The sequence below is a fragment of the Saccharothrix variisporea genome (assembly GCF_003634995.1).
Lineage (GTDB): Bacteria > Actinomycetota > Actinomycetes > Mycobacteriales > Pseudonocardiaceae > Actinosynnema > Actinosynnema variisporeum.
The window spans coordinates 4,999,498-5,012,708 of the sequence record NZ_RBXR01000001.1 but is presented as its reverse complement, the minus strand read 5'-3'; the positions used below and the strand labels follow the sequence as shown (position 1 = coordinate 5,012,708).

18 protein-coding genes are annotated in these 13,211 nt (G+C 72.6%); 10 read left to right on the top strand and 8 right to left on the bottom strand.

Annotated features, from left to right (window positions below; genetic code table 11):
• Positions 1-60: 60 nt before the first annotated feature.
• Positions 61-531 (top strand): GatB/YqeY domain-containing protein, encoded by a 471-nt coding sequence (locus DFJ66_RS22470; RefSeq protein ID WP_121223623.1) that lies wholly within the window; start codon positions 61-63, stop codon positions 529-531.
• A gap of 112 nt (positions 532-643) precedes the next feature.
• Here the strand turns inward: DFJ66_RS22470 and DFJ66_RS22465 are convergent, their stop codons facing one another.
• Complete coding sequence (locus DFJ66_RS22465) at positions 644-3,106, bottom strand: transglycosylase domain-containing protein (protein ID WP_121223622.1); 2,463 nt, start codon at positions 3,104-3,106, stop codon at positions 644-646.
• Positions 3,107-3,364: 258 nt separating this feature from the next.
• Here DFJ66_RS22465 and DFJ66_RS22460 point away from each other — a divergent pair, with 258 nt between their 5' ends.
• On the top strand, positions 3,365-3,652 hold the full coding sequence (locus DFJ66_RS22460) for a WhiB family transcriptional regulator (protein WP_121223621.1): 288 nt from the start codon (positions 3,365-3,367) through the stop codon (positions 3,650-3,652).
• Here the strand turns inward: DFJ66_RS22460 and bagB are convergent, their stop codons facing one another.
• Genes bagB through DFJ66_RS22435 form a run of 5 tightly spaced genes read right to left on the bottom strand, consistent with a single transcriptional unit; the run spans position 3,653 to position 6,562 of the window.
• Positions 3,653-4,774 (bottom strand): ATPase BagB, encoded by a 1,122-nt coding sequence (bagB, locus tag DFJ66_RS22455; RefSeq protein WP_121223620.1) that lies wholly within the window; start codon positions 4,772-4,774, stop codon positions 3,653-3,655.
• Positions 4,771-5,763, bottom strand: a complete 993-nt coding sequence (bagA, locus tag DFJ66_RS22450; protein ID WP_121223619.1) for an ATPase BagA — start codon at positions 5,761-5,763, stop codon at positions 4,771-4,773. The genes bagB and bagA overlap by 4 nt, the downstream gene beginning before the upstream one ends.
• Positions 5,764-5,806: 43 nt before the next feature.
• Complete coding sequence (locus tag DFJ66_RS22445) at positions 5,807-6,058, bottom strand: hypothetical protein (RefSeq protein WP_121223618.1); 252 nt, start codon at positions 6,056-6,058, stop codon at positions 5,807-5,809.
• Between the two features lie 4 nt (positions 6,059-6,062).
• Positions 6,063-6,317, bottom strand: a complete 255-nt coding sequence (locus tag DFJ66_RS22440) for a hypothetical protein (RefSeq protein ID WP_121223617.1) — start codon at positions 6,315-6,317, stop codon at positions 6,063-6,065.
• Positions 6,314-6,562, bottom strand: a complete 249-nt coding sequence (locus tag DFJ66_RS22435) for a hypothetical protein (RefSeq protein WP_121223616.1) — start codon at positions 6,560-6,562, stop codon at positions 6,314-6,316. Before DFJ66_RS22435 ends, DFJ66_RS22440 begins: the two co-directional genes overlap by 4 nt.
• A 158-nt stretch (positions 6,563-6,720) precedes the next feature.
• On the opposite strand from DFJ66_RS22435, the gene DFJ66_RS22430 reads away from it, so the two are divergent.
• From DFJ66_RS22430 to DFJ66_RS22405, 6 genes are read left to right on the top strand one after another with little or no spacing between them, the layout of a single operon-like run.
• Positions 6,721-7,290, top strand: coding sequence for a DUF6232 family protein (locus DFJ66_RS22430; protein ID WP_121223615.1), 570 nt, complete (start codon positions 6,721-6,723; stop codon positions 7,288-7,290).
• Positions 7,287-7,628, top strand: a complete 342-nt coding sequence (locus DFJ66_RS22425; RefSeq protein WP_121223614.1) for a hypothetical protein — start codon at positions 7,287-7,289, stop codon at positions 7,626-7,628. The genes DFJ66_RS22430 and DFJ66_RS22425 overlap by 4 nt, the downstream gene beginning before the upstream one ends.
• A gap of 36 nt (positions 7,629-7,664) precedes the next feature.
• Complete coding sequence (gene sp36 / locus DFJ66_RS22420) at positions 7,665-7,820, top strand: Sp36 family protein (protein WP_121223613.1); 156 nt, start codon at positions 7,665-7,667, stop codon at positions 7,818-7,820.
• Entirely contained in the window at positions 7,817-8,275 is a 459-nt protein-coding gene (locus DFJ66_RS22415) for a RidA family protein (RefSeq protein WP_121223612.1), read from the top strand. The genes sp36 and DFJ66_RS22415 overlap by 4 nt, the downstream gene beginning before the upstream one ends.
• Before the next feature lies 1 nt (position 8,276).
• Positions 8,277-8,879, top strand: coding sequence for a hypothetical protein (locus DFJ66_RS22410; RefSeq protein ID WP_121223611.1), 603 nt, complete (start codon positions 8,277-8,279; stop codon positions 8,877-8,879).
• A 37-nt stretch (positions 8,880-8,916) separates the two neighbouring features.
• Positions 8,917-10,200, top strand: coding sequence for a hypothetical protein (locus DFJ66_RS22405; RefSeq protein WP_211351280.1), 1,284 nt, complete (start codon positions 8,917-8,919; stop codon positions 10,198-10,200).
• Positions 10,201-10,254: 54 nt separating this feature from the next.
• Here the strand turns inward: DFJ66_RS22405 and DFJ66_RS22400 are convergent, their stop codons facing one another.
• Positions 10,255-11,154 (bottom strand): Gfo/Idh/MocA family protein, encoded by a 900-nt coding sequence (locus DFJ66_RS22400; RefSeq protein WP_121223610.1) that lies wholly within the window; start codon positions 11,152-11,154, stop codon positions 10,255-10,257.
• A 4-nt stretch (positions 11,155-11,158) separates the two neighbouring features.
• On the bottom strand, positions 11,159-11,515 hold the full coding sequence (locus DFJ66_RS22395; RefSeq protein WP_121223609.1) for a hypothetical protein: 357 nt from the start codon (positions 11,513-11,515) through the stop codon (positions 11,159-11,161).
• A 69-nt stretch (positions 11,516-11,584) separates the two neighbouring features.
• Between DFJ66_RS22395 and DFJ66_RS22390 the strand changes: the two genes are divergently transcribed.
• A complete protein-coding gene (locus DFJ66_RS22390) occupies positions 11,585-12,349 on the top strand; it encodes an NUDIX hydrolase (protein ID WP_170200185.1) in 765 nt (254 codons plus the stop codon).
• Complete coding sequence (locus tag DFJ66_RS22385) at positions 12,346-13,101, top strand: MBL fold metallo-hydrolase (RefSeq protein WP_121223607.1); 756 nt, start codon at positions 12,346-12,348, stop codon at positions 13,099-13,101. The genes DFJ66_RS22390 and DFJ66_RS22385 overlap by 4 nt, the downstream gene beginning before the upstream one ends.
• The last annotated feature ends 110 nt before the right edge of the window (positions 13,102-13,211 follow it).

Here is a 13,211-nt window from a genome sequence, read left to right as displayed (position 1 = left end):
TCGAGGGTAGGGGGTTAACCGGTTCGGGGTGCAGACCGGTGCCCGGTAACGTTCCCGCACATGGCGGAGCTCAAGGCGCGGTTGCAGGCGGATCTGACGGCGGCGATCAAGAACCGGGAGACGGTTCGGGCGGGTGCGCTGCGGATGACGCTGGCCGCGATCACCACGGAAGAGGTCTCCGGCAAGGCGGCGCGCGAGCTGTCCGACGACGAGGTGCTCAAGGTCATCACCCGCGAGGTGAAGAAGCGGCGCGAGGCGGCGGAGGCGTTCGCGGGCGCCGGCCGCGCCGAGCAGGCCGAGCTGGAGCGGTCCGAGTCGAAGGTGCTGGAGGACTACCTGCCGGCCCAGCTGTCCGACGACGAGCTGGCGGCCCTGGTGGCCGAGGCGGTCGCGGAGGTCGAGGCGGGGCTGGGCGACAAGCCCGGGCCGAAGCAGATGGGGCAGGTCATCAAGGCCGCCAACGCCAAGGTCGCCGGGCGGGCCGAGGGCGGCCGGGTGGCGGCGGCGGTGAAGGCCGCGCTCGCGAGCTGAGGCTTGGCCTCCGGCCCCCGATGTCCATTGTCCCACGGGGGTACGACGAAAACGGGCTGGATGGAAGCGGGGCGCCGACCTGGGTGGGTGGCGCCCCGTTCCCGTTGGCGGATCAGCGGCCTGGTGGGTCTGTCGGCAGCGTGATCTGCGGTGGGTCTGTCGGTCTGCCGTTGCCCGGTGGTTGGGGATCGCCCGGGGCCGGTGGGTTCTGGGTGTTCGTCGTCTCCGTCGGGGCCGGTGGTGGCACGTAGCCCGTCGACACCAGCAACGTCACCACCGTCCCGCGCAGCGCCGAACCGCGTGGTGTCTGGCCGACCACGGTGCCCTTCGGCTGTTCCGAGTTCCGGTTCGACACCGTCACCTTGTAGCCGGCCTCCTCCAGGATCTTCGTGGCGTCGTTGACGTTGCGCCCGACGACCTCCGGGATCTGGATCTCCTTGCCGCCCTTGCGGTAGCGCTCGTCCACCGGCGGCAGGTCGCGGCGCGGCACGCCCTCGTGGACCTTCGACATCGTGTCGAACCACGTCCTCGCCGGGACCGTGCCGCCGTAGATGTCGCCCTCGCCGCACAGCCTCGGCGGGCCGCCGTTGACGCAGATGCCGCGCGGGGCCGTGCCGTCGTTGAAGGTCTGCACCGCGCCGGCGAAGTCGGGGGTGGCGCCGATGAACGCCGCCGACTTGTAGTCCTCCGTGGTGCCGGTCTTGCCGATCATCGGGCGGTCCCACTTGACGCCCTTCGCCGCCGCCGCCGCGGTGCCCTGGCCCTGGTCGTCCTTGCTCATGCCGTTCGCCAGGCCGTTCGCCAGGCCCTCGGCCACGACCTGCTCGCACGGGGCCTCGTTCACCGGCACCTGCTTGCCGTTGCGGTCGGTCACCTTGCCCACCGGGGTCGGCGGGCACCACATGCCGCCGCTGATGACCGTCGCGGCCACGTTCGCCAGCTCCAGCGTGCTCACCGGCGCCGGCGACAGGGTGAACGACGCGTTGCCGCCGTTGGCCTTGTAGAACTCCGTCTGCGACACCCGCAGCCCGTACTCCTTGGCCTTGGGGTTGGGCCGCTCGCCGGCGATGTTGGTCGCCATCGTCTCGCGCATGCCCAGGCGGGACGCCATGTCCACGACCGGGTCCATGCCCAGCTGCTCCTCCAGGATCACGAACCCCGTGTTCGGCGAGGTCTGCAACGCCTGCTGCAACGTCATCTGCGGCGGGTAGTTCGAGGTCGCGTTGCCCAGGCAGTACCACCGCGTGTCCGGCTCACCGGTCGACGGGCACTTCGCCGCGCCGCCCTTGAACACCCGCGACACGTGCGAGTTCGGCGTGGCCATCATGTTCTCGATGCCCATGCCCTTCTCCAGGGCCGCCGCCGCGGTGAACACCTTGTAAACACTGCCCGCGCCGAACTTGTTCTCCACCCCGGACGGCAGGTCGTAGGTGGTCTGGAACTGGTCCGCCTTCAGGCCGTAGTCCCGGTTCGCGACCAGCGCCAGCACCTCGTGCCGCTCCCGGCCCGGCCGCACGACCGCCATCGTGTTGGCGATGCCGTCGGTGTCCTTCGCGACCTGCGCCTCGGCCGCCGCCTTGGCGTGCGAGGTGATGGTCCGGTCCAGCGTGGTCTGGATGGTGTAGCCGCCGGTCTTGAGCTGTTCGAGGCTGAACCCGTTGCGCTGCAGGTAGGTCACCACGTACGAGCAGAAGAACCCGTTCTCGGGGCCCGCGCCGACGCACCCGTTGGGCGGGGTGCGCACCGGCGTCGCCAGGCCCAGCGGCTCCTTCTTCGCGGCCTCGGCGGCGTCCTTCGACAGCTTGTCGTTCTCGACCATCTTGTCGATGACCTGGTTGCGCCGCTCCAGCGCCTTCTCCGGGTACGCCTCCGGGTTGAGCGCCGACGGGCTGTTGACCATGCCCGCGAGCACGGCCGCCTGCGGCACGGTCAACGCGTCGGGCGTGGTGTTGAAGTACGCCTGGGCCGCCGCCGCGATGCCGTAGATCGTCGAACCGAACGGCACCACGTTCAGGTACCGGGCGAGGATCTCCTCCTTGCCCAGCTTGCGTTCCAACTGGAGTGAAATACGCGCCTCGCGGGCCTTGCGCGCAATGGTCTGCTCTTGGGCTTTTTGCGCCTCGACCTGGTTGTTCCGCGCGACCACGTGCACGAGGTAGTTCTTCACGTATTGCTGGGTGAGCGTGGAGGCACCCTGCGTGACCGCGCCGCTGACCTGGTTGGTCAACCCGGCCCGCAGCGTGCCCCGCCAGTCGACGCCCTGGTGCTCGTAGAACCGCCGGTCCTCCACGGAGACCAGCGCGGCCTTCATCGTGGGCGAGATCTTCTCGGGCGGGACGAGCACGCGGTACTGGTCGTACAGGTACGCGATGGGCGCGCCGTCCTTGTCCGTGATCGTCGTGATCAGCGGCGGGTCGGTCGTGACCAGGTCGGCGGAGATGCTGTCGACCGTGTCGCTGGCTCTGTTGGACACCAGGCCCAGCGAGCCCACGACGGGGAACATCATGCCCGCGAGGAGCACCCCCGCGAGCAGACACAGGCCGAGCAGTTTGAGCACGCCGTTCCTGGCCCTCATGCAGGTCAGGTTACCCAGCACACGTCCAGGTGAGCCGGGTCGCGGGGCATTCATTACCCAGGATGAGTACGAGTACTCAAGACAGGTAACAGGTGGGCAACCCAGGGTTGGAGGTGGAACCGGAAGGCTCTACAGTCCGTCACTGTCCAAGACAGCAGCCGAGGGCGGAACCACTCGATGGTGAGCCTACGGCATCCGCGGCAGGGGTGTGGCGGATTTTTGAAGAGTCTGGGCACTGTGTGAACTGAGGTGGGGGTTATGCAACAGGGGGATTGGCGGATCAAGGCCTCGTGCCGTGATGAAGAGCCGGACCAGCTCTTCGTCCGAGGCGCGGAGCAGCGCAAGGCCAAGGTGGTGTGCCTCGGGTGTCCCGTGCGCACCGAGTGCCTTGCCGAGGCCCTGGACAACCGGATCGAGTTCGGCGTCTGGGGCGGCATGACGGAACGGGAGCGTCGCGCGCTCCTGCGCCGCCGGCCCGACGTCACGTCGTGGCACGAGCTCCTGGACACCGCGCGCCAGGAGCACCGGGAAGCGAAGGTCGGGTAGTCACTCGCCCGCGAGCCGCCGGCCGATCTCGTGCAGGCCGTCCAGGTCGTGCACGTCGGTCGGCAGCGCGGGCACCCCGACCAGGGGTACCGCCGGGTGCGCGCGGGTGAACCGCGCGAGCAGTCGCCGCTCCCGATCGGCGACCGCGACGCGGTCCGCGTGCACCCGCAAGACCGCAGCCGCCAGGGGGGCGTCTCCCGAACGCTCCAGCTTCTCCGCCGCGGCCAGCGCACCCGGTGCGGGCAAGGACGCCAGCACCGGGTGCGTGCGGTTGGCCACCAGGCCGGTGACCGGCATGTCCTCCGCGGACAGCCGGTCCACGAAGTACCCGGCTTCCCGCAGCGCGTCCGGCTCGGCCGCCGCGACCACCAGGAACCCCGTCCCGGGTGAGCGCAGCAGGTCGTAGGTGGCCTGGGCGCGCTGCCGGAAGCCGCCGAACATGCTGTCGAAGGCCTGCACGAACGTCGACGCGTCCTGCAGCAGCTGCCCGCCGACGATGGTCGACACGGCCTTGGTGAACAGGCCGAACCCGGCCCCGACGATCTTGCGCAGGCCCAGGCCGCCGGCCCGCGCGGGCGCGGACAGCAGCCGGATCAGCTTGCCGTCCAGCACGGTCGACAGGCGCTGCGGCGCGTCCAGGAAGTCCAGGGCGCTGCGGCTGGGCGGGGTGTCCACGACGATCAGGTCCCACTCGTCGCGGGCCACCAGTTGGCCCAGCTTCTCCATCGCCATGTACTCCTGCGTGCCGGAGAACGACGTGGAGATCGTCTGGTAGAAGGGGTTGGCCAGGATCTGCTCGGCCCGCTCCCGGCCCGCGTGCTGCCACACCATGTCGTCGAACGTGCGGCGCATGTCCAGCATCATCGCGTGCAGTTCACCCTTCGGGGCGAACCCGTCGACCTTGACCTCGCGCGGGTGGTTGTCCAGCTCGCGCAGGCCCAGCGACTGGGCCAGCCGCCGTGCCGGGTCGATCGTGAGCACGACCGTGCGGCGGCCCCGCTCGGCGGCCCGCACGGCCAGCGCGGCGGCGGTGGTGGTCTTGCCGACCCCGCCGGAGCCGCAGCACACCAGGACCCGGGTCGCCGGGTCGTCGATCAGCGCGTCCACGTCCAGCCGGTTCACCGCACACCCCGGGACACCAGCACCTCGGCCAGCTCGTACAGCGCGGCCACGTCCACCCCGTCGGTCAGCTCGGGCAGCTCCACGCTGGGCAGGTCCGCCTCGGCGAGCAGCTCCTTGGCCTGCTGCTCCATCCGCACCCGCGCCGCGTGCTCGACGGTCTGGTCGACCAGCCCGAGCAGCACGTCGTCGTCCACGTCCAGCCCGGCCGCCTCGAGCCCGGCGCGCAGGCGGGACTCGTCCACCCGGCCCTCGGCGGCGGAATTGATCGAGCGGGCCGGCAGCCGCGGCGGGCGGACCCGGTTGACGAACACCGCGCCCGGCCGCAGGTCGGCGGCGTCGAGGTCGGCGACCGCGTCCAGCGTCTCCCGCACCGGCATCTCCTCCAGCAGGGCGACCAGGTGCACGGCGGTGTCGCCGGAGTGCAGCAGCCGGACCACCCCGTCGCTCTGGCCCTTGATCGGGCCGACCTTGGCCAGGTCGGCCATCGCCCGCGTGACGTCGAGGAACCGCACCACCCGGCCGGTGGGCGGCGCGTCCAGCACGACGGCGTCGTACTCGTGCCGACCGGTCTTGCCGGCGCGCCGCACGCACTCCTTCACCTTGCCGGTGAGCAGCACGTCCCGCAGCCCGGGGGCGAGCGTGGTGGCGAACTCGATCGCGCCCATCCGGCGCAGCGTCCGCCCCGCGAACCCCAGGTTGTAGAACATGTCGAGGTACTCCAGCAGCGCCGCCTCGGGGTCGACCGCCAGCGCGCGCACCTCGCCGCCGCCGGGAGCGGACGCGATCCGCTCCTCGGCGTAGGGCAGCGGCGCCCGGTCGAAGAGCTGGGCGATGCCCTGCCGGTTCTCGACCTCGACGAGCAGCACCCGCCGCCCGCCGGTGGCCAGGGCCAGCGCCAGGGCGGCGGCGACGGTGGTCTTGCCCGTGCCTCCCTTGCCCGTCACGACGTGCAGCCGGGCTCGGGTCAGCTCGTCGGTCCAGCCGTTCACCGGATCAGCGTATGCGCGTACCGCTGAGAACCGCCTGACACGGTCAGTCCATCAGCGTGATGAAGGCCACCGCCATGGCGGTCGCGGCGACGGTGCCCCAGGCCGCCACGGAGGGCAGCCAGTACGCGATCAGCACGGCCACGAGCCCGACGACGGCGAGGCCGAGGAGGCCGGCCCGCCACACGTCGGCGCCGCGCGCGTGCTTGCGATCGCGGGCCTGCGCCATCGCGACGAGCACGAGCACGAGCCCGCCCACCACGAATGCGCCCGTCGCCACGACCCGCCAGGTCTCCACTCGATCAAGGTAGCGCCGATCCGCCCGGCGGGGCAGGGTCGACCCAGACGAGCGTGGTGCGCACGTCCAGTCCCTCGTCGAAGTACCTCAGCGACTTGGCCGCGGCGGGCACGAGCATCCGGAAGTCACCGGACACCGCGGCCACCTCGGCGTGGTCCTCGAACTCCATCCCCCAGGCGGCGACCCACTGCTCCTCGTCGTCCCCCTGCACCACCGCGAACAACCGCGGCGCCAGCCCGCTCACGTCGATCCGGTTCACCCGACCCCCTTGTCGTCCGGGGGCAGGTCGATCACGACGAACCCCCGCGCCTCCGCCCACTCCGCCGCCTGCCGCCCGATGGCGAACAGCAACTGGGCGAGCCGCCCAGCCCACGCCTCGACCGGCTCCGTGTACTCCGTGGTGCTCATCCCGGTGGACTCGTCCATGACCCGGGCGATGAACCTCTTGCACTCGTCCAACGCCCGCCCGGCACCCGCCACCATCTCCAACTCGTCCCGATCCATCCGATCCCGCCGGTTGTGCGTCCTGCACACACATCGTCTGGTGTGCAGGCATAACGTTACCAGTGGTGGGGCGTTCGGTGTGGGAACCGATCGGGTGGTTCCGCGTATCACCGGCCGCGGCCCGCGCATCACGACGGTGATCCCCGGGAGGAGGAGTCGTGGTCAAGGAAGAGATCGGGGCGATCGTCGTCAGCCCGAGACTGCTGCGGATCGCGCACCAGGCGTACCCGCTGGCCAACATCTCGCGCGTGCAGACCCTGCGGCTGCGCTGGACCGGCAAGGACGCCACCGCCTACCCGCTGCGCGAGGTGTTCGGACTGGCGCTCCTCGTGGCGCTGGTCGGTGCGGCGCTGGCCGGCGTCGTGCCGGAGCTGGGGTTGGACCGGGACGTCCGGGTCCTGGTGGAGCGGTTCGCCGCCGCGCTGGCGATCGTCGTGGCGGTGCGGGTGGTGTACCTGCTCGTGCTGGTGGTGCGGCGGCTGTTCCGGCGGCGGCAGTACGTGCTGGTGATCGAGACGGCGGGCACCCAGGTCACCGCGCTGACGTCGACCGACCGCGAGGAGATCTTCGCGATCGAGCGGCAGGTCGTCGGCTACATCGAGAACCCGCCGAAGGACCAGCGGGTCATCAAGGTCAAGAACGTCTACAACGGCCACCGCATCGGGAAGGGCGCCCACGTCGGCGGCAGTCTCGGTGACGTCGTGGGCCGGGACAAGGTGGGGTCGTGACCAGCGGGCACCGGATCGGCAAGGGCGCGCACATCGGCGGCAGCCTCGGTGACGTCGTCGGTCGGGACAAGATCGTCACGAGCGGCGGCGGCGGTCCGGACGTCGCGGCGGCGGTCGCCGAGCTGCGGGCGCTGATCGACCGGCTCACCCGGGAGGGCGTGGTCGGCGAGGACGGGTCGGTCCGCGACCCGGGCGCGGTCGTGGCGGCGGTCCAGCGCGAGCCGGGCCGGCTCAAGGCACTGGCTGCGGCCGTGGCGGGCGGGGCGCGGGACGCCGTGCTCGCGGTGGTGCGCGGCGGGCTGGCGGAACTGGTGATCGGACTGCTCGGCCGGACCTGACGCGCCGACCCGAGCGGTCCGGCTAGGCTCCCCGGCATGCAGAAGTGGGAGTACGCGACCGTCCCGCTGTTGATCCACGCCACCAAGGCGATCCTGGACCAGTGGGGCGAGGACGGCTGGGAGCTGGTCACCGTCCTGCCCAACCCGAGCGGTGAGCAGCACGTCGCCTACCTGAAGCGGCCCAAGGCATGAGCTGGACGGCCCGTCTCGCCGAGCTGGGCGTCGAGCTGCCGCCGGTCGCGGCGCCGGTCGCGGCCTACGTGCCGGCCGTGCGGTCCGGGAACCACGTCTACACCTCCGGCCAGCTGCCGTTCGTGGCCGGGGCGCTGGCCGCCACCGGCAAGGTCGGCGGGGACGTCAGCCCCGAGGAGGCCAAGGCGCACGCCCGGACCTGCGCGCTCAACGCGCTCGCCGCGGTCGACGACCTGGTCGGCATCGACAAGGTCGTCCGCGTGGTGAAGCTCACCGGGTTCGTGGCGTCCGCCGAGGGGTTCACCGGGCAGCCGGCCGTGGTCAACGGCGCGTCGGAGCTGCTCGGCGAGGTCTTCGGCGACGCGGGCAAGCACGCGCGCGCGGCGGTCGGCGTGGCCGAGTTGCCGCTGGGCGCGCCGGTCGAGGTGGACCTGATCGTCGAAATCGGGGAGTGAGATGTCGGACACGTGCCACGAGCTGTTGCTGCGGCTGGCCGGCCGCCTGCCCGACGACGTGCTGTGGCGGTTCCGCGACTGGGCCGCGTCCGACGCCGTCGTGGTGCTGGCCCGGGCCCTGCCGCGCACGCTGCTGCACGACCGGATCGGGCTGACCGACCACGAGCAGCGCCTGCTGGCCGAGGCCCTGGTGCCGCACGGCGCGGACCTTTCGTCGATCAGTTCTGTCAAGGGACTGGACGAGGAGCCCGATCCCGGTTACACATTCACCCCGGAATCACCCGAACGGGTGCTCATGGGTGATTCCGCGACCGTAGTGCTCGGCGCGACCCTGCGCGGGCGCCCCGGGGTCGGCGAAGTCCGGTCCACGTGGCGTCGGGGTCCGGGCGGGACCAGGAGGGTGATCCTGGTCGCGGCCACCTCCGGGCACGCCCGCCTGGCGGGCGAGCTCCAACGGGTGCTGCGGGCGCTGGGCGAGCACGACCCCTGCGTGGAGGTCCTGCCCGCCGGAACGGACCTGCCGCCCTACCACCGGGCGGCTCTGGCGGCATCGGAGCTGGTGTGCACCGGCGCCGAGGCCGACGGGCACCTCGTGCCCGTATAGACCCGTCGCTGCCGCGCGGGCCGGAAGGAGACCAGGCGTGACGAACGACGGAGTGGGACTTCCCGTCCGTTTACACGACCTCCTGTTGGCGTTGGCCGGACGCGTTGACGACGACGCGCTGACCCAGGCTCGGGAGTTGCTGGCGGTCGCCGAGCTCGACCGCGCGGTCGAGCTCGTGGTCGGCTGCCTGCTGGCCGGCCGGATTCCGGTGTCCGTGGACGAGAGACGCGAGATCGGCTGGCTGCTCGGCGAGGTCCGCTCGGACGTCGCCCTGGCGGACCGGCTGTTCGCGGTCGAGCAGGTGCCCGTGCCGCGGCACCGGTTCACCGTCGAGTCGGACCCCGCGGACGGGCTGGCCGAGGTGCTCGGCAAGACCCTCTCGGTGCTGCCGGACGTGCGCTCCGTGCGGGCGACGTGGCGGTCGAGCCCGGCGGGCGCGACCCCCGGGCCGCTGCCGCAGCGGGTCGTGCTGGTGGACATCGGCCCCTCCGGGTTCGCGCCCGCGACGGCGTACCGGGTGGACGGCGTGCTGCGCCGCGCGGGCATCCGCGCGGTGGTCGAGGTGCTGACCGTGGGGACGCCGCTGGGCGAGTACCACGCGGCGGCCACGTCGACGGCCCGCGAGGTCTTCTACCAGTCGGCCACCCCCGTGCCACCGCCCGCGGCGGCCGGCACCACGTGGTTCGACGGCGAAGTCCGGGACGGGGCACCGGTGGTCGAGCCGGAACCGGTGCCCGCGGAACCAGAAGCCGGCTCCAAGCCGAGGCGCGCCCGCGCGGAGTCCTTCGAGGGCGCGCAGCCGTTCCCGCCGAAGCCGGTGAAGCGGCTGCCGGTGCGCGAGGTCGAGGAACCGGTGGTGCCCGAGGAGCCCGCCGAGGCCCCCGTGGCCCAGGCGACGCCCCTGCCGCCGGCACCCGCCGAGCCGGCACCGCAGGCAGCGGAGGAACCCGCGCCGGATCCCGAGGCACGCCCCGAGCTGCCGACCCGGTCCTCCACCCGCCCGGACCCGCTCCCCACCCGCGGTTCCCGCGCCGACAAGCGCAACCGCGTCGAGGAGCCGCCGGTGTCGCGGTCGGAGGAGACGACGGAGCTCAACCCGGACGACCTGGCGGCCCTCCAGGCGGCCTTGGCGGACGGCGTCGCACCGGCGTCGGTCCACCTGCCGCCGACCGTGGACGCCAAGTTGAGCGATCGCGAGCGGGCGCTGTTGCAGCAGCTGCACGAGGAGCTGGCGCAGCGGGAGCAGCAGTCGTGGCCGGGCGGCGGGCCGGAGTACGTCAACGGCGTGCCCAAGCCCAACAACGGCAAGTACCCGGGCTGAGAACGGACGTGGTGGGGGTCGCCGGACCGGTGACCCCTCGCCCGTCGGTGGGGGTCACACGCCGGCTTTGCGGCGGGCTTCCTCGATGATCCGTTGCAGGTGCAGGCCCCGCCGCACGTCGCAGCGGTGGGTCGTGGTGCCGCTGTCGACCATCGCCACGAAGTCGTCCAGCAGGTTCGTGTAGCACTGCTGCGGGCTCGTCCCGCGGTCGGCGAACTGCCGGTACCCGTGCTCGCCGAACACGCTCACCTCGACCACCGGCGGCGACAGCGGCACGGTCATGGTCAGCGTCGCGGTGCTCGTCGCGCCGCCCTCGTGGGCCAGGGACAGCTGCCACAGGCCCGACGCGGACACGTGCGCGCTCAACACCTCGGTGATCGTGCCGAGGGCCGCGTCCAGGATGTCGAACGCGTGCGGCCCGATGTCGTCGATCGGACCGCGCTGGTGCCGCCACGGCGAGCCCGAGAACGGGCCGTCCAGCAGGGCGCCGGTCAGCCACCGGGCCGTGCCGCCGACCCACCCGCCGGTCTGCCGCAGCTGCGCCAGCTGCTCCTCGGTCTCCGGCGCGAACCGCCGGGTCAGCACCACCAGCGACGCCACGCCGGCGTCGGCCACCGCGTCGGCCAGCCGTTCCGCATCGTCCACAGTGGACGCGATCGGCTTCTCCAGGACGAGGTGCTTGCCCAGCCCGGCGGCCTTGACCGCGATCTCGGCCTGCACCTCCGGCGGCACGGCGAACGCGACCGCGTCCACGGTGGACAGCAGCTCGTCCGGGTCGGCGGCCACCGTCGCGCCGTACGACTCGGCCAGCTCGGCGGCGGCCTCCGGGCGGCGGGCCCACACCGAGGTCAGGCGGGTCCCGGGGTGGTCGGCCAGTCCGGGCGCGTGCACGAGCTTCGCCCACGGTCCGGCCCCGACGAGTCCAACGCGCAACTGTTCGTCCACGACACCCATGCTTTCATCGGCCGCCTGCGTAAGCCGAGACGGGCACGAAGATCCGACCGCCGTTGCGGAACCGCAGCTCGACGCCCTCCGCCGACCGCACCACCTCCGGCTCGTGCCCCCACCCCGCCGGGATCTCCACCACGTGCCCGTGGTCCTCCGACGCGCCCAGCCACACCTCGTACTCCGGCGCGCCGAGCAGGGTGTCCACCTCCTTGACCCAGACTCCCGGATCGCCGGGGTCCGCGCTGGTCGTGTCCCGGCTGGGCAGGAAGGCGAGCACGACCAGCACCGCCGTCATGCCGGTGCCCACCACCGCCCCCAGCACGAACAGCAGCACGTTGAGCAGGCAGCCCCTCTTCGCGGTGTCCACGGCGGATCATCCTCGTCGTAGGCTCGGGTCGTGCGCGAACTCCCCGAACAACTGGTCCTGCCGCCGGGCATGGTGCCCGACGTCGTCCCCGAGGTCCCGGTGACCCCGCGCGACGCCGCGACCGTCGTGCTGGTCCGCGAGCGCGACACCGGGTTCGAGGTGTTCCTCCAGCGCCGGGTCCTGGGCATGGCGTTCGCGGGCGGGATGACGGTCTTCCCCGGCGGCGGCGTCGACCCGCGCGACGCGGACACGTCCGTGGCGTGGACGGGACCCGACCCGGACTGGTGGGGGCAGCGGTTCGCCTGTTCCGCGGAGCTCGCGCGGGCACTGGTGTGCGCGGCCGTGCGGGAGACGTTCGAGGAGTCCGGCGTGCTGCTGGCCGGGCCGTCGCCGGACACGGTCGTCGCCGACACCTCCTCCTACGCCGACGCCCGGGAGGCGCTGGTGCGGCGGGAGGTGTCGTTCGCGGAGTTCCTGGCCCGCGAGGGGCTGGTGCTGCGCGCCGACCTGCTGCGGCCGTGGGCGAACTGGGTGACGCCCGCCGAGGAGCCCCGCCGGTACGACACGCGCTTCTTCGTCGCCGTGCTGCCGGACGGGCAGAAGGCGGACGACGTCACGTCGGAGGCTTCGGACGCGGGCTGGCAGCGGCCGGCGGAGGCGTTGCAGGATTGGCAGGAGGGTCGGCGGCTGCTGCTGCCGCCCACGTGGGTGACGTTGTCGGAGCTGGCCGAGTTCCCGGGGGTGGCGGACGTGCTGGCGGCGCCGCGCGAGGTGGAGAAGATCATCCCGAAGCTGGTGCGGGACGGCGACGAGGTGCGGGTGGTCGTGCCGTGACGCCGCTGTACGGGCAGTTGCGCGAGGTCACGCCGTTCGCGTCCGTGGTGCTCGCGGAGAACCCCGGCGTGATGACCCTCGAAGGCACGAACACGTGGGTGCTGCGCGCGCCGGGCGCCCGGTCGTGCGTGGTGGTGGACCCCGGTCCGCTCGACCGCGCGCACCTGGACCGGGTGGCCGCCCTCGGGCCGGTGGACGCCGTCCTGCTCACCCACGGCCACCCGGACCACTCGGAAGGTGCGAAGGAGTTCGGCCGCCTGGTCGACGCTCCGGTGCGGGCGGGCACCCCGTCGCTCGGGACGGACGGCCTCGCCGGCGGGGACGTCGTGGCCGGCGGCGGGCTGGAGATCCGCGTGCTGGCCACGCCCGGCCACACCGACGACTCGCTGTCGCTGCTGGTGGAGGACGCGGTGCTAACCGGCGACACCATCCTGGGGCGCGGCACGACCGTGCTGGACGGCAAGCTGCGGGACTACCTGGCGTCGCTGGAGGTCCTCGCCGACCTGCCCGCCGGGACGGTCGTCCTGCCCGGTCACGGCCCCGAGCTGCCCGACGTCGGCGCGGTCGCGCGGGCGTACCTGGCGCACCGGCGGGAGCGGTTGGCGCAGGTCCGGGCGGCGGTGGAGCGGTTGGGCGGCGACCCGACCGCGCGCCAGGTGGTCGAGGTCGTGTACGCGGACGTCGACCGGTCGCTGTGGCCGGCCGCGGAGTGGTCGGTGCAGGCGCAGCTGGAGTACCTACGCGGTGTTTGATGGCGCGACTCCGTCGCGCGGCTCGGCCGCCCTGAAGTCGGCTCGTCGCGCCGCGTTTCCCGACGATCGGAAAAGCTGATCGGCGGGAAAGGCGACGCGACAAGCCGACG